General features: G+C 70.7%; 20 protein-coding genes and 1 tRNA gene. 14 read left to right on the forward strand and 7 right to left on the reverse strand.

The genetic code is table 11. The features are described 5' to 3' along the window. Positions 1-97: 97 nt before the first annotated feature. From IF19_RS0125685 to IF19_RS0125725, 8 genes are all read left to right on the forward strand, one after another. Positions 98-994, forward strand: a complete 897-nt coding sequence (locus IF19_RS0125685; protein WP_030113271.1) for an FAD binding domain-containing protein — start codon at positions 98-100, stop codon at positions 992-994. After that, a complete protein-coding gene (locus tag IF19_RS01000000135000; RefSeq protein WP_050493964.1) occupies positions 991-3,132 on the forward strand; it encodes a 2Fe-2S iron-sulfur cluster-binding protein in 2,142 nt (713 codons plus the stop codon). Before IF19_RS0125685 ends, IF19_RS01000000135000 begins: the two co-directional genes overlap by 4 nt. 100 nt (positions 3,133-3,232) lie before the next feature. After that, the gene (locus tag IF19_RS0125700) at positions 3,233-5,593 is read left to right on the forward strand and encodes a xanthine dehydrogenase family protein molybdopterin-binding subunit (RefSeq protein ID WP_030113270.1); all 2,361 of its coding nucleotides are present in this window, start codon (positions 3,233-3,235) and stop codon (positions 5,591-5,593) included. 221 nt (positions 5,594-5,814) lie between these two features. Next, on the forward strand, positions 5,815-6,237 hold the full coding sequence (locus tag IF19_RS0125705) for a hypothetical protein (RefSeq protein WP_030113269.1): 423 nt from the start codon (positions 5,815-5,817) through the stop codon (positions 6,235-6,237). A gap of 17 nt (positions 6,238-6,254) precedes the next feature. Continuing rightward, positions 6,255-8,648, forward strand: coding sequence for a hypothetical protein (locus IF19_RS0125710; RefSeq protein WP_030277200.1), 2,394 nt, complete (start codon positions 6,255-6,257; stop codon positions 8,646-8,648). Between the two features lie 17 nt (positions 8,649-8,665). Further along, positions 8,666-9,364: a hypothetical protein gene (locus tag IF19_RS0125715; RefSeq protein WP_128647693.1), complete on the forward strand. Its 699-nt coding sequence runs from the start codon at positions 8,666-8,668 to the stop codon at positions 9,362-9,364. A 186-nt stretch (positions 9,365-9,550) separates the two neighbouring features. Continuing rightward, a complete protein-coding gene (locus IF19_RS0125720; protein ID WP_030113266.1) occupies positions 9,551-9,745 on the forward strand; it encodes a hypothetical protein in 195 nt (64 codons plus the stop codon). Between the two features lie 164 nt (positions 9,746-9,909). After that, a complete protein-coding gene (locus tag IF19_RS0125725; RefSeq protein ID WP_030113265.1) occupies positions 9,910-10,671 on the forward strand; it encodes a hypothetical protein in 762 nt (253 codons plus the stop codon). A 90-nt stretch (positions 10,672-10,761) separates the two neighbouring features. Here IF19_RS0125725 and IF19_RS0125730 read toward each other — a convergent pair. Then, positions 10,762-10,836, reverse strand: a tRNA-Cys gene (locus tag IF19_RS0125730). A 242-nt stretch (positions 10,837-11,078) separates the two neighbouring features. Here IF19_RS0125730 and IF19_RS0125735 point away from each other — a divergent pair. From IF19_RS0125735 to IF19_RS0125750, 4 genes are all read left to right on the forward strand, one after another. Beyond that, a complete protein-coding gene (locus IF19_RS0125735; RefSeq protein WP_030113264.1) occupies positions 11,079-12,584 on the forward strand; it encodes an MFS transporter in 1,506 nt (501 codons plus the stop codon). A 51-nt stretch (positions 12,585-12,635) separates the two neighbouring features. Beyond that, positions 12,636-12,833 carry a hypothetical protein gene (locus tag IF19_RS0125740; protein WP_030113263.1) on the forward strand — a complete coding sequence of 66 codons (198 nt, stop codon included), beginning with the start codon at positions 12,636-12,638 and terminating at the stop codon, positions 12,831-12,833. Then, entirely contained in the window at positions 12,833-13,201 is a 369-nt protein-coding gene (locus IF19_RS0125745; RefSeq protein ID WP_030113262.1) for a type II toxin-antitoxin system death-on-curing family toxin, read from the forward strand. Before IF19_RS0125740 ends, IF19_RS0125745 begins: the two co-directional genes overlap by 1 nt. A 169-nt stretch (positions 13,202-13,370) precedes the next feature. Further along, positions 13,371-15,155 carry a DEAD/DEAH box helicase gene (locus tag IF19_RS0125750; RefSeq protein ID WP_032757610.1) on the forward strand — a complete coding sequence of 595 codons (1,785 nt, stop codon included), beginning with the start codon at positions 13,371-13,373 and terminating at the stop codon, positions 15,153-15,155. A gap of 95 nt (positions 15,156-15,250) precedes the next feature. Here IF19_RS0125750 and IF19_RS0125755 read toward each other — a convergent pair whose 3' ends face one another. The 4 genes from IF19_RS0125755 to IF19_RS0125770 all read right to left on the reverse strand — a co-directional run bounded on the left by IF19_RS0125755 (position 15,251) and on the right by IF19_RS0125770 (position 19,473). Then, positions 15,251-15,910 carry a hypothetical protein gene (locus tag IF19_RS0125755; protein ID WP_128647692.1) on the reverse strand — a complete coding sequence of 220 codons (660 nt, stop codon included), beginning with the start codon at positions 15,908-15,910 and terminating at the stop codon, positions 15,251-15,253. Between the two features lie 112 nt (positions 15,911-16,022). Next, entirely contained in the window at positions 16,023-16,592 is a 570-nt protein-coding gene (locus IF19_RS0125760) for a hypothetical protein (protein ID WP_136975147.1), read from the reverse strand. Positions 16,593-16,723: 131 nt separating this feature from the next. Then, entirely contained in the window at positions 16,724-19,021 is a 2,298-nt protein-coding gene (locus tag IF19_RS0125765) for a hypothetical protein (RefSeq protein WP_030290124.1), read from the reverse strand. Next, positions 19,021-19,473, reverse strand: a complete 453-nt coding sequence (locus IF19_RS0125770; RefSeq protein WP_030113257.1) for a hypothetical protein — start codon at positions 19,471-19,473, stop codon at positions 19,021-19,023. The genes IF19_RS0125765 and IF19_RS0125770 overlap by 1 nt, the downstream gene beginning before the upstream one ends. Positions 19,474-19,976: 503 nt before the next feature. On the opposite strand from IF19_RS0125770, the gene IF19_RS0125775 reads away from it, so the two are divergent. Further along, the gene (locus IF19_RS0125775; protein WP_030193161.1) at positions 19,977-20,621 is read left to right on the forward strand and encodes an IclR family transcriptional regulator; all 645 of its coding nucleotides are present in this window, start codon (positions 19,977-19,979) and stop codon (positions 20,619-20,621) included. Between the two features lie 254 nt (positions 20,622-20,875). Continuing rightward, positions 20,876-21,664, forward strand: a complete 789-nt coding sequence (locus IF19_RS0125780; protein ID WP_030113254.1) for a S16 family serine protease — start codon at positions 20,876-20,878, stop codon at positions 21,662-21,664. Here IF19_RS0125780 and IF19_RS0125785 read toward each other — a convergent pair. Together IF19_RS0125785 and IF19_RS0125790 are read right to left on the reverse strand one after the other, a co-directional pair. Next, positions 21,603-23,036, reverse strand: coding sequence for an MFS transporter (locus IF19_RS0125785; protein ID WP_030277206.1), 1,434 nt, complete (start codon positions 23,034-23,036; stop codon positions 21,603-21,605). The two genes, IF19_RS0125780 and IF19_RS0125785, sit on opposite strands and share 62 nt — an antisense overlap. A 25-nt stretch (positions 23,037-23,061) precedes the next feature. Further along, entirely contained in the window at positions 23,062-23,265 is a 204-nt protein-coding gene (locus IF19_RS0125790; RefSeq protein ID WP_030113252.1) for a hypothetical protein, read from the reverse strand. Positions 23,266-23,298 lie beyond the last annotated feature (33 nt).

The following is a 23,298-nucleotide window of genomic DNA, read 5'->3' on the forward strand; positions in this document are numbered from 1 at the left end:
TCGGAAGATGTGCCAGAGTTGCCACGTCCGGGCTGTGAACACGTACCGTACGGCGGAACAGGCCAGAGCGCCGGGAGACCGGGAAGGGGCAGCTGGGTTGACCACGCACGCACCGCAGGCGACGCAGTCGGTGACGCTGCCGGCCTCGTTGGACGAGGCCGTGGCGGCACTCGGCGCCATGCCCGCAGCCGTACCGGTCGCCGGGGGCACGGACTTGATGGCGGCCGTCAACAAGGGGCTCCTGCGCCCCTCCGCGCTGGTCGGCCTCGGCCGGATCAGCGAGCTGCGCGGCTGGCACTACCAGGACGGCCACGCCCTCCTGGGCGCCGGACTCACCCACGCTCGCATGGGCCGCCCCGACTTCGCCGCCCTCATCCCCGCCCTCGCCGCCTCCGCCCGCGCCGCCGGACCGCCCCAGATCCGCAACGCGGGCACCCTCGGCGGCAACATCGTCACCTCCGCGCCCACCGGCGACGCCCTGCCGGTGCTGGCCGCGCTGGAGGCCGAACTCGTCGTCGCGGGGCCCGGCGGCGTCCGCCGCGAGATCCCCGTCTCCCACCTGCTGGCCGGCCGCGAGATGCTGGAGCCCGCCGAGCTGATCGGCTTCGTCCGCGTACCGCTGCTGCACGCCCCCCAGGTCTTCCTGAAGGCCACCGGCCGCACCGGTCCCGGCCGCGCCACGGCCTCGGTCGCCATCGTCCTGGACCCGGCCCGGCGCGGCGTGCGCTGCGCGGTCGGCGCGATCGCCCCGATGCCGCTGCGCCCGCTGGAGGCGGAGCACTGGATCGCCTCGCTGATCGACTGGGACGGCGAACGCGGCCTGGCCCCCGACGCGCTGGCCGCGTTCGGCGAGTACGTCGCCGCCGCCTGCGTCCCGGACAACGCACCACCGGCCGACGGTGCAGAGGCCCCGCCGCTGTCCCCGGCCGTCCTGCACCTGCGGCGCACCGTCGCCGCGCTCGCCCGACGCGCGCTGGGGAGGGCACTGTCGTGAGCAATGAGGAAGACCCCCGCCGGCCCGACCGGCACGACCAGTACGGGTGGCAGGGGCACTCCGAGGGCCCGGACTCCGCGTACGGGGGCTGGGAGCCGACCCCGCAGGGCGACGGCTTCGACGCCGACGCGACGGCGGCCGACGCCACCGCGTTCGTGCACATCCCGCCGGAGGACCTGGCGGACATCCCGCTGGCCGCGCCCGGCCACGGCTACGTGCCCCCGATGATCGTCCCGCTGACCCCGGCCGCCGGCCTGGACCCGGCGGCGACGGGCAGTTGGGTGACCCGGACCCGGAGCCAGCAGGCCGAGGCCGAGCAGCGCGCCCAGCAGGCCGCCGACCAGGACACCGGCGCGGTCCACTGGCCCGATCCGAACCAGCAGGGCGGCGTCCCGGGCGACTACCGGGGCCCGTACGAGGACACCTCGCACGCCACGGCGCAGTGGAACTTCACCGACGCCCTGGGCGCGCCGCAGGCCGCCCCGGAGACCGGGCACCACGGGGCCCAGGACGCGTCGGGCCACGAGGGCCACGGCGGGCATGCGGACCACGCGGGGCACGAGAGCCACGGCGGGCATGCGGACCACACGGGGCACGAGGGCCACGGCAGGCACACGGACCACACGGGGCACGAGAGCCACGGCGGGCACACCGGACACGTGGGCTACTCGGGTCTCACGGACGCCTTCGGGCACACCAGCGCCCTCGGCCACACGGGTCACGCCGACCACACGGGTCACGCTGATCACACGGGTCACGCCGACCACACGGGTCACCTCCCGCACCCCGGCGACTTCGGCCCCGCAAGCCCCGGTGGCCCCTCCGACCCCGCAGGCCCCACCGACCTCGCGGGTCCTGCCGACCCCACCGACTCCGCCGGCCGCACCGTGGCGTGGCCGTCCCCCGCGACGGACGGCGACCTCCCCGGGGTGCCGGGCGAGCCGCCGGTCGCGGCGCCCGCGCAGCAGTGGTACCCGGACAGCGCCCGCCCCGCGACGCTGCCCGGCGGCGCCCCCGCGCCCTGGGCCACGCAGATCCCCGAAACGGAACCGGTCCCGGCACCGGAACCGGAGCCCGAAGCCGACCCCGTATCCGCCCCCGAGGCGCGGCAGGCCCCGGAAGCGGAACCCGCAGCGGCCGACCCGGCGGACGACGCGACCGGACAGCCGGACCACGCGGACGACGCGGCGCACCCGACGTCCCCGACAGACCCGGAGGGCGCGGCGGGCTCGGTGGACGCGGAGGACGCTCCCGCCGCCGACGCGTCCGGACCCGACGCCCCCGACCTCCCCGCCGACGCGTCTCCCGCTGAGCCGGGCGTACCGGACGGGGCGGTCGCCGACGCCGAGCCCGACGTGCGGCCGGTACCGGCGGAGGCCCCGGCCATCCCGCACCCGGAACACGGGCCGGGACCGGAAGCGGAAGCGGAACAGCACCACGCACCGGAACACGTACCGGAACCGGAACGCCACCACGGACCGGAAGCGGAAGCCGAACCGGAGACGGAGACGATCCTCACCCCGGCCCCCGCCCCGCTCGACGCCCCGAGCGACCACCCCGCCACCTCCTACGTCCTGCACGTGAACGGCATGGACCGCCCGGTCAGCGACGCCTGGATCGGCGAGTCCCTGCTGTACGTGCTCCGCGAGCGCCTCGGCCTGGCCGGGGCCAAGGACGGCTGCTCGCAGGGCGAGTGCGGCGCCTGCAACGTCCAGGTCGACGGCCGGCTCGTCGCCTCCTGCCTGGTCCCCGCCGCCACCACGGCGGGCAGCGAGGTGCGGACGGTCGAGGGGCTGGCCGTGGACGGCGAACCCTCCGACGTCCAACGCGCCCTGGCCGCCTGCGGGGCCGTCCAGTGCGGCTTCTGCATCCCCGGCATGGCGATGACCGTCCACGACCTGCTGGAGGGCAACCACGCCCCCACGGAGCTGGAGACCCGCCAGGCCCTCTGCGGCAACCTCTGCCGCTGCTCCGGCTACCGGGGCGTGCTCGACGCCGTCGCGGACGTCGTCGCGTCCCGCGAGGCGAGCGCCGAGGCGGCGGCCGCTCCGGACACCGCCCGCATCCCGCACCAGGCGGAGCCGGGCGCCGGCGGCGTACAGCAGGGACCCCACCCGCACGAGGGAGAGGCGCTGTGAGGCACGCCCGCGGCCCCGCCGTACGACAGCGCCACCCGCACCACGCGAACCCAGGGCCCACCTCCCGCCTCCCCGGCGGGGCGAACGACAAGGAGGCGGCGTGAGCGGCGACGCGGCCACCGCGGCCAACGCGACCAGCACCAGCCTGCCCAGGATCGACGCGCTGGCAGGCGCACCGGGCTCCGGCGCCGGCCCGGAGCCGGAGCAGCCCCGGCAGGGCCTCGGCGCTTCGCTGCGTCCGGCGGACACCGGCGCGAAGACCGAGGGCACCTTCCCGTACGCGGCCGACCTCTGGGCCGAGGGCCTGCTCTGGGCGGCCGTGCTGCGCTCCCCGCACCCGCACGCGCGCATCCTGTCCATCGACACCTCGGGGGCCGAGGAGATGCCCGGGGTGCGGGCCGTCGTCACCCATGAGGACGTGCCGGGGGACAGCAACTACGGCCGCCACGTGGTGGACCGCCCGGTGTTCGCCTCCGACCTGGTGCGCCACCACGGCGAGCCGATTGCCGCCGTCGCCGCCGACCACCCGGAGACCGCCCGGCTGGCCGCCGCCGCCATCGCCGTACGGTACGAGGTGCTGGAGCCGGTCACCGACCCGGAGACGGCGTTCGCGGCGGAGCCGCTGCACCCCGACGGCAACCTGATCCGGCACATCCCGCTGCGCTACGGCGACCCGGAGGCGACCGGCGAGGTCGTCGTCGAGGGCCTGTACCGCATCGGCCGCCAGGACCCGGCCCCGATCGGCGCCGAGGCCGGCCTCGCCGTGCCCCGGCCGGACGGCGGCGTGGAGATCTACACCGCCTCCACCGACCCGCACACCGACCGAGACCTGATCGCCGCCTGCTACGGCCTGGAGCCCGAGCGGGTCAAGGTCGTCGTGACCGGGGTACCCGGCGCGACCGGCGACCGCGAGGACCCCGGCTTCCAGATCCCGTTGGGCCTGCTGGCGCTGCGTACCGGCTGCCCGGTGAAGCTGGCCGCGAGCCGCGAGGAGTCCTTCCTCGGCCACACCCACCGCCACCCCACCCTCCTGCGCTACCGCCACCACGCGGATGCCGAGGGCCGGTTGGTCAAGGTGGAGGCTCAAATCCTGCTGGACGCGGGCGCGTACGCCGACGCCTCGTCCGAATCCCTGGCCGCCGCCGTGGCGTTCGCCTGCGGCCCGTACGTCGTGCCGCACGCCTTCATCGAGGGCTGGGCGGTCCGGACGAACAACCCGCCGTCGGGCCATGTGCGCGGGGAGGGCGCGATGCAGGTCTGCGCGGCGTACGAGGGCCAGATGGACAAACTGGCCGCCCGGATCGGCATCGACCCGGCCGAACTGCGCCTGCGCAACGCGCTGTCCACCGGCGACATACTGCCCACCGGCCAGACGGTGACCTGCCCGGCCCCGGTGGCCGGCCTGATCGAGGCCGTCCGCGACGCGCCGCTGCCCGCCCTCCCCAAGGACGGCCCGGAGGACGACTGGCTGCTGCCGGGCGGCCTGGAGGGCGCGGGCGAGCCGGGGGCGGTGCGCCGGGGCGTGGGCTACGGCGTGGGCATGGTCCACATGCTCGGCGCGGAGGGCGCGGATGAGGTCTCCACGGCCACGGTCCGGGTCCACGACGGCGTGGCCACGGTGATCTGCGCGGCGGTCGAGACGGGCCAGGGCTTCACCACGCTTGCCCGCCAGATCGTCCAGGAGGTCCTGGGCGTCGAGGAGGTCCACGTGGCCGCCGTCGACACCGACCAGCCGCCCGCGGGCCCGGCCACCCACGGCCGGCACACCTGGGTGTCGGGCGGGGCGGTGGAGCGCGCGGCGAAGATGGTCCGCACCCAGCTCCTCCAGCCGCTGGCCCACCAGTTCGGCATGTCCACGGAGCTGCTCCAGATCGCGGACGGCAAGATCACCTCGTACGACGGCGTGCTGTCCACGACGGTCAGCGAGACGCTGGACGGCAAGGAGCTGTGGGCCACCGCGCAGTGCCGCCCCCACCCCACGGAGCCGCTGGACGAGTACGGCCAGGGCGACGCGTTCGTGGGCCTCGCGTTCTGCGCGGTACGGGCGGTGGTCGACGTCGACATCGAGCTCGGCTCGGTCCGCGTGGTCGAGATGGCGGTCGCCCAGGACGTCGGCCGGGTCCTGAACCCGGCCCAGTTGGCGACCCGTATCGAGGCGGGCATCACCCAGGGCATCGGCGCGGCCCTCACGGAGAACCTCCGTACCGCGAAGGGCCTGATCCGCCACCCCGACCTGACCGGCTACGCCCTGCCGACCTCGCTGGACGCCCCGGACATCCGGATCGTCCGGCTGATCGAGGAACGCGACGTGGTGGCCCCCTTCGGCGCCAAACCGGCCTCGGCGGTCCCGGTCGTCACGGCCCCCGCCGCGGTCGCCGCAGCGGTCCGCTCGGCAACGGGCCGCCCGGTCAACCGACTTCCCATCCGTCCCCAGGCAGCGGTGGCGACGCCGAAGGGCTGACGTCGGCGCGACGGCCCCGCCCCCGGCGGAGCCGTCGTCGCGGAGCCGCCGAGGCCGCACCGGCCCCGCGGCCGCGACCGCCCGCACGCCGCTCCGGCGCCCGTGCCTCTTCGCCGGTGTTCCCGGCCGACAAGAGGCTCGATTCGTACTCGCCCACGCCTCGGCCTTGACGATACGGTCCCGAAGGACGCCTGTTCGCGTGAGCAAAGACGGGGGAGTACGTGACGTTCGACAAGGAATGGGCCGAACTGCGGTCGGCTGCGGCCCAGCGAAATGCCGTGCAGATCAACAGTGTTCCGGCCGAGGGCAGCGGTGGGGCGGCCGACCTGGTGGTGCACCGCGACGATCTCGGTGCTGTCGGGAGTGACGCCTACGAACTCCGGACGAAGCTGTCGAAGGACGGCGACCACGCCCGCCCCGCCACCTTCGACGCGGCGATCGCCCTGACCGGCGGCAACTTCGCGAGCGGCGCGGCGGTCCTGAAGGTGCACGACCGCTGGCAGAAGCACCTCAAGACGCTGCTGGACTCCTGCGCGCACATCTCGAACCACCTGGACTACACCAAGGCCCAGCACGTGAAGGACAACGTCAAGATCGGCGGGGACCTGGCGGCGATCTCCGCGCTGTCGACGTACATGAAGTAGGGCTCGGGGGAGCGCGCATGCCGAGTTTCGACGACATCGTCGAGGCCCCGCTGGGGAAGCTCAAGGCTGCGGCCGACGACTGGTCGGAGATGGCGGCAAGGCTGGAGAAGCTCGCCGACCAAGCGTTGTACGGGATGAAGGCGAAGGCGTACAAGGCGAACTGGGAAGGTGTCAACGCGGAGGTCACCAAGGCGTTCGTGGGCAAGACCGCGAAGGAGTGCGCGGACGCCGCCGCCGAGGCGAAGGGTGTGAAGGCGCTGCTCGAAGAGGGGTACGCGGCCTTCAAGAAGGCCAAGGACGCCCTGGTCGACATCCAGGACCACGCAGGGCCGGCAGCCGGTATCCGGGTGGACGGCAGGGGCAAGGTCACTGCGCGTTCCCCGGTCTCGGAGAACAGTGCAGCGCGCCACGACCCGGACTTCACCAAGTTCCTCCAGCAGGAGAAGGAGAACATCCAGTCGTGGCAGAAGAAGATCGACCTCATCGTCGACGACTGCAACGACGCCGATGTGGCCTTCAAGAACTCCCTTGAGGCCAACGTCACCGACCGCAGGGACTTCACCGCCCCGAAGTACACCAAGCTCGTCCAGGAGGAGGCGGACCGCGCCGTCGCTCTGGCAGCCAAGGGCCGCAACCTCACGCACGCCGAGCTCCAGGCCCTGAACGAACTGCTGCGGGAGAACGCCAGGTCACGGGAGTTCGCGAAGGCTTTCTACGAGAAGCTCGGCCCTGAGAAGGCGCTCGCCTTCTTCGGTCAGCTCGCCACGGACACCCATGACTACGCGAAGGTCGACAAGGAGCGTCTGGCGGACGTCCAGGAACTCCAGCGCAACCTCGGCCTGAATCTCGCCACCGCCTCTCGCGACAGCGCCTTCACCGCGGAGTGGGGGCCGGAGCTCTGCAAGATGGGAACCCAGCAGATCCCCTTGTCCAAGTACGACACCGGCGGCGCGCCGTACGGCTATCAGCTGCTCGGCGGGATCATGCGGTACGGGAACTATGACCCGAAGTTCCTCCATCCGATCGCTGAGCATGTGGCGCAGCTGCATCAGAAGGACCCCGGCCGGTTCGCCGGTAACAAGCAGGTGAACGGCCTTCTGGACGATCCGTTCAACCCGTCGGGGAAGAACGGTTCCGGCTACGACCCGATGGTCGCCATGCTGGAAGCGCTGGGGAACAGCCCGGACACGGCGAAGAAGTTCTTCACCGATGATCCGACGGCCTACAACGAGGACGGCACGGTCAACCGAGGTGCGACGGCCGACCTCGGCAAGCAGGATGGCGAAGCCATCGACAACTACCTCGATTTCTTCGGGAACGAGAAGTGGGAGTCGTTTCCGGATATCAACTCCAGCGATCCAGACGCGTTGGGACCCACGCTTCAGTACATGCCGGACGCGTTGGGTCATGCCCTGGAGGCGGCGACGCTGGGATACCCGGCCGGTGAGCCGGACGCGCGTGTGCAGCGAGACGCTGACAACGCGGCGATTATGTATGAGGTCATGCAGAAGTACGGGGCGGACGCCGGCCTGCTCAAGCATCAGGAGGGCTTGGCGGACAGCATGGGCGTCATGGGCGCGGGATATATCGACGACATCAACTGGGCTTTGGACAAGGGTGAGGCGAAGAGTGTCTTCGCCCCCACCGCGGGCGTCGAAGGTCATTTCCCCTTCGTCGTCGACCTCGACCAAGAGCAGGGGCAGGAGCGTGCGAACGATCGCCGGCTCCTCATCGACGGGGGGCAGGGGCGCGCGGACGTCCGCCAATTCCTCAGCGCTCTTGGTCAGCATCCGGACGCCTATGCCACCCTCTCCACCGCGGAGCAGGCGTACACCAGGAGCGTTCTGGAGACGCACGTCGGTTCCGACGGAATCGACTCCGATGCCGCACGTACGACGGTTCGGGTCGGTGCCGAGATGCAGGGCATGCTCGACCAGTCCAGAGCTGACCAGGTCGAGGCGGATCACATGAAGACGCATGAGGATTACGAGAAGGCGGTGGCCAAGCGTGCGGGCTGGGTGGAGTTCGGCGCGGGGGTTGGAATCGCGGCCGGTGCCGCGTTCCTGCCGGCGACGGCAGCGGCGGGTGCGGCTGCCGTGCTGATCCCGCTGGCGACCGACACGGCCAGTGGAGCTGCGGAGCAGGTTTTCGGACAGGTTGTCGGGGACATCTCGGATAACTCGGTCGACAAGAGCAAGGAGAAGGCGGAACAGCTCACCGATGAGGAATGGGACAGGATCTTCCGCGCGGGTGAGTCCATGGCGGAGGCTCCGATGGAAGGATTCCTCGCTCTCCACGCGACCGAGGAAGACACAAAGCTCCGTGAGGACCTGAAGCAAGCGATGCTCATCGGCTACGGGGCCGGCAATGACCGGGAGGATCAGCAGGGTGTGAACCCGGAGACAGGCTGAGGCTGATTCGCGCTGCGATGGAAGGCAAGGGTGTGATCCGGAACGGAAAGTCACTGGTCGCTGGTCTGCTCGCGGCAGTCTGCGCTACCGCATGCTCGTCGGACCAGGAGCCTCAGTCGCCGTACGTCAATGCGGCGGAGGTGTGCGAGGGAGTGTTCGCAGGCGACCTGGAGAGGACGGTGGAGACGGTGACGGGCGCGACGTCCTTCGAGCGGCGACCGAGTGGGAGAATGGACCGGCTGATCGAGGCGATCGAGAAAGGGTACTCCTCCGGACGTAGTTGGGCGCCGGGAGGAGAACTCTGCGAGATGGCCGCCAAGGGAAGCCGCAGTAAGAATGAGCCGGTCTTGAGGTTTCACATGTATGCGCCGTACGACGTCAATTACCCGGGGAGCGCTGTAGGTGAACGACGGTTCTCGTTGGGTGAAGAGGCGGTGGCCAACATCCGCTCGGCCGGCATCTATTTTGAATGCGTCAGCCCGCGACTCGATGGCTCGAAGAGCCGCCCGGCGCGGATTTACGGAGGGCTGGGCAACGCCCATTACCGGGGTGACGCCCGGGAGGACTTGATGGATAACCTTCGCGTCGTTCACGCCGCCTCCTTGGCGTTGGCCGAAAAGCTCGAATGCAAGGGCAGCGCCGGTCTCCCCGAGGAACTGGGCCCGGGGCTGCGGGAACTCCCTCCGGTCGGCCGCCCGGCAGAGATCGACTCCTGACGGCGGCGTCGCACGTCGCGGTTCTGGTCCTCAGCGGTCTCCTCTCCGGCTGTTCCGGCGATGTTGATCAGGTGGAAACAGCGCACATGAGGGAATGCAAGTCCGTGCTCGGCATCACGCGTGTGGAATCGGCCATCGCCGCCCTGGGGGGTGCTGACGTCTCGGCTACCGCGGCGCGGCGGGCCTGTGCTGGCCGACATCCTGGTGCGAGGGGCTGAGCGGTGGGAGAAGCCCGCGCTGTTGCACCCCAGCTATGTCGGTTGCCGCCTGGATGTAACCGACGGTGAGCAGTCGAGCGGTTTCATCGAGGCTTCGGTGAGGTGGAATACGTTCCCGCTGAGCGAGGTGGACAAGGTGAAAGCGGGCCGTCGGCTGACCTGAGGGGCCTTCTGATCGTGTCGTCGGCCGTGGGGCGGCCCTTGCGGTACGTAGCCCGCCGGAAGGCCGGAACTCCGTTCCGCGTGCGACCCGTTGCGGTGTGCGGTCCGGTGTCCGGGGGGAAGCCCGGCCGGTACCGTGGCCGTTGACCAGGGGGAGGTGCCGGGGTGATATCCGAGCCGGAGTTGGTGGGGGAGGACGGGCCGGGCTCGTCGCGGGACGTGGTGAGCGGGTTCGATCCGGAGCAGGGAGCCGCCGGCGGGCGGCGGAGGTCCCGTGCGGTGTGGGCGGTCGCCGGGGCGCTGGTGGCCTCGGCGGTGTGGGCGTCGGCGGTGTTCGGGTACGGGATCGGCCGCGACGGGAAGCCCGACCCCCGCGGCTACCGCGTGGAGTCCGACTCCTGCACGGCGATGCGACTTCCGGCGCTCACCAAGGTGCTGGGGGAGCAGGTGTCCGAGCCGGCGACCGAACTCGACGGCATCGAGCACCCCGCGCTCCACCGCATCCGCTGCACCGTCGCCTTCCAGACGAGGGACACGCCGGTCGGCGAGAACGGGACGAGGGGGAGCGTGGAGTTCGGGGTGTCGCTGACGGCCGAGCTGCACAAGGAGACCGACCCGCGTCCCGAGTTCGAGGCGAGCAGCACGCTGACGGAGATCGACGGTTCGGTCGTGGAACGGGTGGAGCGCGTGCCCGATCTCGGAGACCAGGCGTACCTGCTGACCCTGGAGGCCGGCGGCCTGCGCCTGAACGTGGTCGAGGGCGGGGCCGTCGTCCGGCTCGCGCTGACCGGCTGGACGTTCACCGAAGACGACAGTGACGACGAGAACGGCCCGCCGGACGACATGGCCGAACCCGACGTCCTCGCGTACCGGGCCGAGCTGATCAACGACATGCGCGAGGTGATGAAGGCCCTCAAGGCCGGGTGAGCGGGCGACGGACGGCGGCCGCAGGGCAGGACACGCGGGGCGCGGGAAACGGGACCGGCCGCCCCCGTGGCGGGAGCGGCCGTTTCGCGCTGGAGACCGTGACCGGATTCGAACCGGTGTAACTCGAGTTGCAGTCGAGCCCCTGAGCCTCTCGGGCACACGGTCGGGGGGTGGTGCGGTGTTCCTCGTCGCCTTGTCGGCGGCGTTCCTGCTGTGACAACGACGCTACGGGCCGTCGTCCCCCGCCTCAAGGGTTCAGGCCCGCGCGCAATGCGACTGCCATACGCCGTTCACACCCGAGTACGGAGCGCGGCAGGTACCGGAGCCCGGGACCTACGACCAAGGGCCGATCCCGGGGCCGTCCAACGACAGGGTTCACAGCGCCCTACGCCCCTTACGCTGAGGGCATGACCGCCCTGGAACCCCGCGACGGCACCGACGCCGCCCATCTCGCGCCGCCCGCGAACGACGCCCCCTCCCCGGACCCGCTGTCCGACCTCCCCCGCGAAGCCGTCGAAGGGGTCCTCGGGCGCACCTACCGGGCGCTGAGCATCGGCATCGTCTCCGTGGTGTTCCTCATCGCGTTCGAGGCCACAGCGGTCGGCACGGCCATGCCGGTCGCCGCCCGCGAGCTGAACGGCATCCCGCTCTACGCGTTCGCCTTCTCCGCGTACTTCACCACCAGCCTCTTCGCCATGGTCCTCTCCGGTCAGTGGGCCGACCGGCGCGGACCGCTCCAGCCGCTCGCCACCGGCATCACCGCGTTCGGCGCGGGCCTGCTGCTCTCCGGGGCCGCCACCGGCATGTGGGTCTTCATCGCCGGCCGCGCCGTCCAGGGCCTCGGCGGCGGGCTGGTGATCGTCGCCCTGTACGTGGTCATCGGGCGCGCCTACCCCGAACGCATCCGGCCCGCGATCCTGGCCGCCTTCGCCGCGAGCTGGGTGATCCCCTCCGTCGTCGGGCCGCTCGCCTCCGGAACGGTGACCGAGCACCTCGGATGGCGCTGGGTCTTCGTCGGCATCCCCGCCCTCATCGTGATCCCGCTCGCCCTGGCCCTCCCCGCGATCAGACGCACGGCCTCCGGGCCGGCCGACCCGGCCGCAGCCGCGGAGCCGTACGACCGCCGTCGCATCCGGCTCGCCCTCGGGATCTCGGCCGGGGCGGGGCTGCTCCAGTACGCGGGGCAGGAGCTGAACTGGTTCGCCCTCCTGCCCGCCGCCGCCGGCGCCGCCCTGCTTGTGCCCGCCGTCCGCGGACTCCTGCCCACCGGGACCGTACGGGCCGCGCGCGGACTGCCCTCGGTGGTCCTGCTGCGCGGGGTCGCCGCTGGGTCGTTCATCGCCGCCGAGTCCTTCGTACCGCTGATGCTGGTCACCCAGCGCGGACTGTCCCCGACGATGGCCGGACTGTCCCTGGCCGTGGGCGGGGCGACCTGGGCGCTCGGCTCGTTCGTCCAGTCCCGGCCGCGCATGGAGGCGCACCGGGAGCGGCTGATGGTGACCGGCATGCTGCTCGTCGCCGCCTCGATCGCCGTCGCCCCCTCCGTACTGATCGAGGGCGTCCCCGTCTGGACCGTCGCCGTCGCCTGGGCGTTCGGCTGCTTCGGCATGGGCATCGTGATCGCCTCCACCAGCGTGCTGCTGCTCAAGCTGTCGGCCCCCGAGGAGGCGGGCTCCAACTCCGCCGCCCTCCAGATCTCCGACGGCCTCTCCAACGTCCTGCTGCTGGCCATCGGCGGCGCGGCCTTCGCGGCTCTCGGCGGCAAGGCCCTCGGCGCGGCGGCCCACAGCGCGGTGGAGGCCACCGCCACCGGTTCGCATCCGGGCGCGTTCGCGGCGGTGTTCCTGCCGATGGCGGGGGTGGCGCTGGTGGGGGCGTGGGTGGCGACCCGGGTGCTCGTACGGGAGGAGTAGCGGTGGGGCGAGGTTTCGGTACCGCGTGGTACCACGCGGTACCATCGGACCATGGCTGGTCTGAATCTGCGATTCACCGACGAAGAGCTGGACTCCCTGCGCGCCCGCGCCGAAGCGGAGGGGAAGAGCATGCAGGCGTTTGCCCACGACGCGGTGATCACCGCCATAAACGAGCACTCCCGGCTCTTCAACGAGGCCGCGGACCATGTTCTGAAGGTCAGTGAGGAGCTGAACCGGAGGCTCGCCTGATGCAGTACCTGACCCTGCCCGAGCTGTTGAACCTGACGCGACGGCTCGGCACTCCGGAAGTTCGTGACTACGGACTGCTGGAATCCGCACTGGCCAGACCGCAGGCGAGCGTGTTCGGCCAGGACGCGTATCCGGATGTCTGGCAGAAGGCCGCCGCTCTCATGGAGTCCCTTGCCCGAAACCACGGGCTGGTGGATGGCAATAAGCGGATCGCGTGGTATGCGACCTGGGTCTTCCTTCACATGAACGGCCATCCGCTCGATGCCGACTTCGATGTCGACGCGGCGGAGCGGTTCGTGTTGGCAGTGTGCCAGGGTGTCTTGGACATGCCCAAGATCGCCGAGCAGCTTCCGGTGTTCGCCCGATAGCCGCACCTGTGAAGAGCGTCTCAACGGGCTTGGGCCACGGCTCGTCCGTACGTGGCCCGGGCCGCCCCACCGGTAGGGTGGCCCGGTTGTCGTATCGCGGGTCGGGCCGATCGGGCCGGGCCCGGTGCGGACAGCGCCCCACGCACCCGAGAGCCCCGAACCGGAGACCGTGACTACTACCACCGCCTCCCACCACCTCTCACCCGCCTTTCCCGGCCGCGCCCCCTGGGGCACCGCCGGCAAGCTGCGAGCCTGGCAGCAGGGCGCCATGGAGAGGTACGTCCAGGAGCAGCCGCGCGACTTCCTCGCCGTCGCGACGCCCGGAGCCGGCAAGACCACCTTCGCGCTGACCCTCGCGTCGTGGCTGCTGCACCACCATGTCGTCCAGCAGGTCACGGTCGTCGCCCCGACCGAGCACCTCAAGAAGCAGTGGGCGGAGGCGGCCGCCCGGATAGGGATCAAGCTCGACCCCGACTACAGCGCCGGTCCGCTGAGCAAGGAGTACCACGGGGTCGCCGTGACGTACGCGGGTGTCGGGGTCCGCCCGATGCTGCACCGCAACCGGTGCGAGCAGCGCAAGACGCTCGTGATCCTGGACGAGATCCATCACGCCGGTGACTCGAAGTCCTGGGGCGAGGCGTGCCAGGAGGCGTTCGACCCGGCGACGCGGCGGCTCGCGCTGACCGGTACGCCGTTCCGGTCGGACACCAACCCGATCCCGTTCGTCCAGTACGAGGAGGGGAACGACGGCATCCGCCGCTCCTCCGCCGACTACACCTACGGCTACGGCAACGCCCTCGCCGACGGCGTCGTCCGCCCGGTGATCTTCCTCAGCTACAGCGGCAACATGCGCTGGCGTACGAAGGCCGGGGACGAGATCGCCGCCCGGCTCGGCGAGCCGATGACCAAGGACGCCATCGGCCAGGCATGGCGTACCGCGCTCGCCCCCACCGGCGAGTGGATCCCCAACGTGCTCGCCGCCGCCGACAAGCGGCTCACCGAGGTCCGCAAGGGCATCCCCGACGCGGGCGGCCTGGTCATCGCGACCGACCAGGACTCGGCCCGCGCGTACGCCAAGATCCTGAAGAAGGTCACCGGGGAGTCGGCGACCGTGGTCCTCTCCGACGAGAAGGCCGCGTCGAAGAAGATCGACCAGTTCAGCGCCGACGAATCCCGCTGGATGGTCGCGGTCCGGATGGTGTCCGAAGGCGTCGACGTGCCGCGCCTCGCCGTCGGCGTGTACGCGACCACCATCTCGACGCCCCTGTTCTTCGCCCAGGCAGTCGGCCGCTTCGTGCGCTCCCGCCGGCGCGGCGAGACCGCCTCCGTTTTCGTGCCGACCATCCCGATGCTGCTCGACTTCGCCAACGAGATGGAGGTCGAGCGCGACCACGTGCTCGACAAGCCGAAGAAGGGGAGCGACGAGGAGAACCCGTTCTCGGAGGAGGACAAGCTCCTCGCCGACGCGGAGCGGCTGGAGGACGAGGAGACCGAGGACCAACTGCCCTTCGAGGCGCTGGAGTCCGACGCCGTCTTCGACCGGGTGCTGTACGACGGCGCCGAGTTCGGCATGCAGGCCCACCCGGGCTCCGAGGAGGAGCAGGACTACCTCGGCATCCCCGGGCTCCTGGAGCCGGACCAGGTGCAACTGCTCCTCCAGAAGCGGCAGAGCCGGCAGATCGCGCACAGCCGCCAGAAGCCGGCGGAGGAGGCCGACCTCCTGGAGAAGCCCGCCGACGCCCGGCCCGTGGTCACCCACAAGCAACTGCTGAGCCTGCGCAAGCAGCTCAACACGATGGTCTCCGCCTACACCCATCAGAGCGGCAAACCGCACGGCGTGATCCACAACGAACTGCGCCGCGTCTGCGGCGGCCCGCCGAGCGCGGAGGCCACCGCCCACCAGATCCAGACCCGCATCGCGAAGGTCCAGGAGTGGGCGACGCGGATGAAGTGAGCGGGAGGACGGGCCCGGGGATGGGAGAGGGCGGGACGCGGAAGCTGCGTCCCGCCCTCTCCCCATCCCCCTTGAGGCCGGGAGCCGTCCGGCCGTCAGGCAGTCGTGGGTGCGGGGACGCGGGCGGGCAGCGCGGCTTCGTCCGCGCAGGCGAGTTGCCTGGCCAGGCCGCGGGCCACGTCGTTGAGGATGGCCATGCGGTCGTCAGGTGCAGAGCCGGGGGCCAACTGTCCCCCGGACGAGTACATCCTCGCCCTGACATAGCGCGAGGTGCCCTCCGGCCCATGGGTTGAGCAGGCGAAATACAGGTTTGCCCCGCTGTCGCCGTTGATCTCGGCGTAGGAACCCAGAGGGAAAACGATCCGGTCCCTGTCCGCTGTCCGTGCTTCCTCTTCCGGTACGGGGTGACTCTCCGTGGGCTCGAACTCAATCTTGAGCAACGGGATCCCGCTGTCATCGCCCGCCTTGTAGACCATGCAGATATTGCGTTCCTTCACCTCTCCGTAGAGCCTCTTCGCGGCCAGTTCCAGAGAGAACTTGTTCGGGTCTCCCTGCTGGTTGGTGCCGGTGAGTTCGTTGAAACGCTCGGTCGATGCCAGGTTCTCAAGGGCTTTCGCCGAAGGCGGGGTGAGTGTGGCGTCACACACGTGTGATGCCGAGAGCGTCGCTTCCTTGCCGCTCTCACCATCGGTGCAGGCGGTGGCCATGAGGAGTATCAGGCTCCCGCAGAGCATCCGGTGCGGTCTGTTGCGCATGGCGTTTGCTGCCTTAAGAGAGATTCGGAGGAGCGGGCGTCAGTCCTTGTGGGCGGGACGCGTAACCGTGCGGGTCCCGCCCTCTCCCCTCTTCTCCGTTCCGGTCCGGCCGTCAGCCGTTCGTGGGGGAGGGGACCCGGGCCGGCAGTCCGGCCTCGTCCGCACAGCCGAGCTCCTCAGCCAGGCCGCGGGCGACGTCATTGAGGACTGCCATGCGGTCGTCGGGAGTGGAGCCGGGGTGGGTCTGGGCCTTCGGGACGAAGAGGGAAGCCATGACGTGGGAAGACTCTCCGTCAGGGCCCTGCGTCGGACAGGCGAAGTACAGGGTCGCATAGGTGCTACCCGGCTTGGAGTTCACCGACGCGAATGCGCCCAAGGGGTAGAACAATTCCTTGGCGCCCGGATCGGAGACCTTTTTCGGGGCCGCAAGGCTGGGTTTGAAGTTGATGTCGAGGAGTGGGAAGTCGTTCTCCCCGTCGGCTCTGTACACCGCGCACTTATTGCGTTTGGAGAATTCGGAGTGAAGTCGCTTCGCGGCCAAGGAGACGGAGAATCGATAGGGCTCTCCATTCTGCCGGTTCCCGGCGAGCTCCGTATAGCGGTCTGTTCCGCCGATGCTTTTCAGGGCTGCCTGCCCCGACGACTTCAAAGTGTTGTCACATACCTGCGCCGAGGAACGCACAGTCTGTCCTGTCCGGCCGTCACCGCCATCGCTGCACCCAGTTGCTCCGACAAGGAGCGCGGCCCAGCAGGCGACCCAGCGCAATGAGGTTCTCGCCGATGCCTCGTTTTTCGAGGTTCTTGGTGCCATTTTCAGTCCTTGTAGGCAGGGAGGCCGCGTGTGTCACCCTGGCCCGATCCGGTGTCGTAGGCGTTCTTGACGTCCTGGGTCCAGTCCGCCCGGTCGGAGGCAACGTCCATCCGGGGGTTTTCCTTCAGGTAGCTCCCGTAGGCTGCCCCCAGCTCGGCAGCGCCCTTTTCGTAGAACTGCTGACTGGTGAGTTGCGCCTTTTCCCTCGGATCCTCCTCGGCCTCGTCGAATTCTTTGTCGACCTGGTGTCCGATGAAGGTGCTGACCGCGTTGCCGATCGTTTCCGCGGCCACCGGCGCGATCGCGATGGCCACCCCGGTCGAACCAGGCACGGGCAGCGCCGCGATACCGCCCCCCACTACAGCGCCGACGCCCAGCTTGACCCAGTCACCGGAGCGTCCCAGCGACTTGTTTACTTCCTCCGCGTTCTCCTTGTACGTCTCCTCCGCTTGCTGTACGCGGGAGTGGTCGAGGATGCCTCGCGCCTCGGCCCCCGTTGTCAGGGCGTCGTGCGCGTTGTCGATGCTCTGTGCGCTCGTGGCGGGGTTGGCGTCCAACGCGCTCAGCGTGTACAGATGTTGCGCCATGGTGGCGACTGCGTGTGAGCTTTCGTTCTGACCCAGCACGCTCAAGAAATTGATGGCGCCCTGGTTTCCGAATTCGGCACGTCCGGCGTACTTCGCGGGGAACGCGCCCGAGTCCTTCGCGTTGTCGCCGACACCCGTCAGGCTGTAGTCGATGTCATCGATGTATGCGGCCCCCATCTTGCCCAGACTGTCGGCGAGCTGGGATTGCTCATGAAGCATCTTCGGCCCGTCCTCGCTCCCGTACAGGAACGCGACCTGCTCCATGACTCCGGCCGTCTCCGCAGTGCGCATATCGCGGTTGCCGGGGATCATCGGATCCTTGGCAGCCATGGGATCGGCGTCGTAGGCGTACCCGGTGGTGGCCGCCTCCAGTGCGTGGCCGAGGGAGTCATGCCCGGCGATGACCTTGTTGTCGCCGCCCATGATGTAGGCATCGGACAGCCAGATACGTTCTTTGGTCAGGTATTTCAGGTTTCCGTTGAGTTCGGATTCCTTGTCGACACCCGATCCGGTGCCGGTCGGTTGGGAGAAGAACTCCGTTGCGGCCCCGGGGTTGTGGCCGAGTGCTTCCATGAGGCCGGTCATGGGGTCGCGGCCCCGGTCGTTCTTGCTGTAGAAGTTCAGGTCGCCGTTGTTCCAGTTGTTGATCCACGGGCTTATGTTCTTGACGTTGCGTTCCTTGTCGAACGCCACGAGCTGTTCGCCGTATTCGTTGAGGAACTGGTCGTCGTAGTCGCCGAACCGCATGAGGTTGCTCATGACAGCGAATCCGCGGGGATTGTTCGCATGATCGGTGCCGAGTTCTTCCGGGCCGAGCTTGACCATCTTCTGTTCCCAGGACCGCATGGCGGCGCTGTCCGACAGGGTGGCTGTTCCCAGAGCGACGCCCAGGTTCTTCTGGAGGAGCTTGGCCTGCTTGAGTCGATTGGGGTCGGCACCGAAACCCTGGTAGGGATCGGCGACGCCGGCGTAGAACGTCAGCAGCCCGTCGGGAGTCGTGGAGGTGGCCAGCTTCTCCGCGAACAGCGGATCCTTCCCGTACGTGGCGAGCGTCGCATTGACCGCGTTCAGCTCGGTCGCCGTGACCTCGGACGGGTCCTTCCTGAGAGTCTTGGCGAGCGCCTCGGCCGCCGCCAGCGCCTTGGCCGCGGAGTCGCGGTCCGCGTAGTCCGCGCCCGAGAACCCGCGTTCGGCCTGGTCCACGATGAGGCGCAGGGCTTCGGCGGCGGTGGTGTCGCTGCGCGTGGCCTGCCGCAGGATCGCCTGGACCCGGTCGCGCAGGCCCTCCATGTCGCTCTGGCTGTGCTCGGGGAGTGTGGTGCCCTTCGCGGCGCGGTCAGGGTGGATGTTCATCGTGACGGTGAACGATCCGTCGCCGGTGTCTCTCACCGTCAGGTTCTTCTTGGCGGCCCGCGAGATCTCTTCGGTGAGGTCGTCGCGGAAGGCGACCAACTCGTCCCGGGTGTCGGCGAGGATGCGGGCGACGGTCCGTGCCTGGGTGTGGGCATCGGCGAACTCCGCTGCGGTCTTCTCCACGAAGGAACGGGTGACCGCGGCGTTCTCCCCGGTCCACCGGGCCTTCGCCGCCTTGCCGCCCAGGTTGTCCTTGGCGTCCTTCTCGAGGGTCGCCAGCTTCTTGGCCATCTCTTCCCAGTCGGTGATCGCTTGGCCGAGTTGGGAGAAGTTGCCGAAGCGGAGGGCATCGAGGTCCATCAGGAGCTCTTCCTCTCGCTGAAGCCCGCGTCGAGCGTGGCGATGCTGCTGACGGTCCCCGCGATGTGGACCTCGTCACCCGCGTGGGCGCCCTTGGTGAAGTCGAGGTGATTGGAGATGTGGGCGGTGGCGTCCAGCAATGACCTGCACTGGTCGATCCAGCGCGAGGCCACGTGGTCCAACGCGCCGCCGAGCGCGAAGCCCTGGCTCTTCAGCCCTCCTGCCGCCTTCTGGGAAGCCGCTCGCGCGTGCTTGCCGGCCTGGCCGAAATGTTGACGGAGTTCGAAGGCGGCGTCTCCGATCGCGGCCAGATCCGTCTGGTTGACCGCTAGATCCCCTTGAGGGTTGCCTCCTCCTCCGCTCGGTTCGGGTGGCAGATGATTCAGCTGCGTGCGCGTCGGCTGGCGGGTGGCCGCGTCGGCTTTCAACTGCTCCCATTCGTCCCAAGCCATGGACCGAACTCCTCTCCTGAGCACGGCCATTCACGGTGGAAGACGGCCGCGTGCCAGGAAGCTACCAAGCGGCGTGGTCCGAGGCGTTTCGGAGCGGGGCGCGCTGTCCGGTTCGCGCCATGCCGGGTCGGCGTACAGAAACACAGGCCGTCCGTTCACGGAGCGTTAACGGGCGTTCGCCCCGGTGGGGGCATCGGTGCGGCGCCGTCGTGACACGTGGACGCGCGTAGATGTTCGTTTACCGGACGTCGCCGCGCTGACCGGCCGCTATGCGCGGGCCGTTTCCGGCGGCGAAGTCCGGAGACCGGATTCTGGACGAGCACTTCCGCTGAGCGGACTGGCTCGCTACTGTCCCCGCCATATGAACGCCCCGTGGCAACGCCGCCGCGGAGCGCAGCCGGTGCCTGCCAGACCGGCGGCCTCTTCGTGCGTCGCCGCTGGGACCGGCGTCGCAACCGCCGGAGCAGGGCCGTCGTCGCTCACCCCGAAGAGGAGAGGGCGTCGTGACAGCGGAGACCTCCCAGACGCTCGACCGAGGACTGCGCGTCCTCAAACTGCTCGCCGACACCGACCACGGCCTGACCGTCACCGAGCTGTCCAACAAGCTCGGCGTCAACCGGACCGTCGTCTACCGGCTGCTCGCCACCCTGGAGCAGCACGCCCTGGTACGCCGCGATCTGGGCGGCCGCGCCCGGGTGGGCCTCGGTGTGCTGCGGCTCGGCCGTCAGGTGCACCCGCTCGTCCGGGAGGCGGCGCTGCCCGCGCTGCGCTCCCTGGCCGAGGACATCGGGGCCACCGCCCATCTCACGCTCGTCGACGGCAGCGACGCCCTCGCGGTCGCCGTCGTCGAGCCCACCTGGACCGACTACCACGTCGCCTACCGGGCCGGCTTCCGCCACCCGCTGGACCGGGGCGCGGCGGGCCGGGCCATCCTGTCCGCCCGGCAGACGGCCGACCCCTCCCACCCCGGGTACACCCTCACCCACGGCGAGCTCGAAGCCGGGGCCAGCGGGGCGGCGGCGCCCCTGGTCGGGGTCTCCGGAGTGGAGGGCAGCGTCGGCGTCGTCATGCTCACCGACGCCGTGCCGGAACGGGTCGGACCCCGGGTGCTCGACGCCGCCCGGGAGGTCGCGGACGCGCTGCGGTAGGCGTACGCGGAAGGTCGCGGACGGGCAGCGGTAGGCGTACGCGGAAGGTCGCGGACGGGCTGCGGTAGGCGTACGCGGGAGGCCGCGGACGGGCTGCGGTAGGCGTACGCGGAAGGTCGCGGACGAGCTGCGGTAGGGGTACGCGGGAGGCCGTCAGCCCGCCGCGGGGGACGGGGCCGGAAGGCCGCGGTCGCTCCGCGAGCGGGCGTACGCCTGGCGCGTCGCCGCTCCGGCGCGGCGGTTAGATTGGGTGCGTGCTCTCTCGTCTCTCGCGCCCCCGCTTCCTCGCCCTCTGCGCGCTGCCGGTCCTCGCCCTGTTCGGTACGGCGGCCTTCGCGCCGCTGCCGTTCACCGTGGCGCGGCCCGGCCTGACCGCGGACGTGCTCGGCGAGGACGACGGCCGGCCGGTGATCACCATCACGGGCGCCGAGACCCGTCCCACCGACGGCCAGCTGAGGATGACGACGATCCTCGCCACCGGGCCGAAGGCGGACGTCCGGGTCGGTGACGTGTTCGACGCCTGGTTCCGGACCGACCGGGCGGTGATGCCGCGCGACTCCGTCTACCCCACCGGCGGCACCGAGAAGGAGATCTCGCAGCACAACCTCGACGACATGAGGCAGTCGCAGAACGTCGCCGTGGACGCGGCCCTCGACTACCTGGACCGCGCGCCCGGTTCGATGCGCGTGAACGTCGACCTCGGCGACGTCGGCGGCCCGAGCGCCGGGCTCTTCCTCTCCCTCGGCATCATCGACAAGCTCGACGGCGACGGTTCCGGCGGCGACCTCACCGGCGGCCGCACCATCGCCGGTACGGGGACGATCACGGCGGACGGCCAGGTCGGCGCGGTCGGCGGCGTGGCGATGAAGGCCCAGGGGGCCCACCGCGACGGGGCGAGCGTCTTCCTCGTCCCCGAGGCCGAGTGCTCCCAGGCGGAGGCCGAGGCGCCGGACGGGCTCCGGATCGTGCCCGTCCACACGCTCAAGGACGCGGTCGGCTCGCTGAAGGCCCTCCAGTCGGGCGGGAAGGTCCCGAGCTGCTGACCCGCGGCGCTCCCGACCCGCTGCCAGGCGACGGCGGCAGAGACGCCGAGCCGCTGACGGGTGGCGCCGGCGAGGGCTCCGAGCCGCTGACGGGCGGCGGTGCGGGGGACGCGTCGGGCTTCGGGGCTTGCCCCGCCTCCTCCGCCACCGGCCCGTCGTCCAGCGTGCGCCACGACGGGAACACCAGCGGGCTCAGCGTGGCCAGGAAGTAGACCCCGCCCATCGCCAGCAGCGCCCCCGTCGCCCCCGCGCCCTCCACCAGCAGCCCCGCCGCGAGTCCGCCCAGCGGCATGGCGAACTCGCACCCGGCCGTCAGCGCCCCCGACACCCGGCTGCGCAGCCGGTCCGGCACCTGTTCGTAGACCACGGTCGTCAGGATCGGGTTCAGGACCCCGCCCGCGATCCCGCCGAGCAGCATCGTCACCGCCAGCGGGAGCGTCGTCCCGGTCACCGCGGCGACCAGGAACCTCGGCGCACCGCACAGGACCACGCACACCGTGAACACCGCCCGGCGCGAGAAGCGGTGCCCCACCGTCCCGTACAGCAGGGCCCCCGTCAGGCCGCCCGCCCCGAACAGCGCGGTGAGCAGGCCGATGGCGGTCGCGCCGCCCAGCTCCGCCTCGGCGTGCACGGGGAGGAGGACGGCGTACCAGCCCTGGTCGGTGCCGTTCATGAACATCACCATGACCACGACGGCCAGCAGCAGCCGGTTGCCGAGCAAGTAGGTGTATCCCTCGCGGAGTTCGGTTCCGTAGACGCGCAGCGAGACCGGAGCTTCCGCCTTCTGCGGTTCGGCCGCTCGTACGCCCCGTACCCCCGCGGCGACCAGCAGGGCCGACAGGCCGAAGGTGGCCGCGTCCAGCAGCAGGGCCGTCTCCGCGCCGGCGAAGGCGATAAGGACGCCGGCCAGGGCCGCGCCGACCATCCGGGCCCCGCGCGAGACCGCGTCGAAGAGGCTGGCGGCCCGGGGGAGCGTGGTCCCGGCGTGCTCGGCCAGATCCGGGATCAGGACGTAGCGCGCGGTGTTGCCCGGGGTGTGGGCGAAGCCGTTGAGGGCCATCAGCGCGCACAGCACCCAGAAGTCGAGGGCGCCCGCGAAGTGCAGCAGGGGGATCGCCGCGATGGCGGACGCGCACACGGCGTCGGACGCGACGGCCGTGCGCCGGCGGCCGATCCGGTCGATGACGGGTCCGCCGATCAGCGCGGCGACGACGATGGGCAGCGTGGCGCAGAACGCCACGACTCCGGCCCGGGCCGCGCTGCCGGTGGTCTCCAGGACGAACCAGGGGACTCCGATCAGGGTGAGTGAAGTGCCCGCTGTGGAGATCGCGTTGGCGGCGAGCGTGGCGGCCAGCGGTGTGCGGTTCCTCATGGTCTGTTCTCCCCCGAGCCGTCGGTCACGCCGGATGGAAGGCGGTGGCGGCGCGGGGCGCGGGTGCGGCCGTCTCCCGGCCCTGGGCGGTCAGTCGCAGGCCCACCTCGACCAGCGTCCAGCCGATCCGGGTGCGCAGCGTGGCCCGAGGGATACGGAACTCGCCCGCACCGGAGCGGAGTTCGGCGGACTCGAAGGTGTGCAGGAGGTGGTGGACGTCGGCGTGCATGGCGGTCTTCCCTTCAGGAGGCGGGGTGTCGGG

This window comes from Streptomyces californicus (assembly GCF_000717645.1).
Taxonomy (GTDB): Bacteria; Actinomycetota; Actinomycetes; order Streptomycetales; family Streptomycetaceae; genus Streptomyces; species Streptomyces californicus.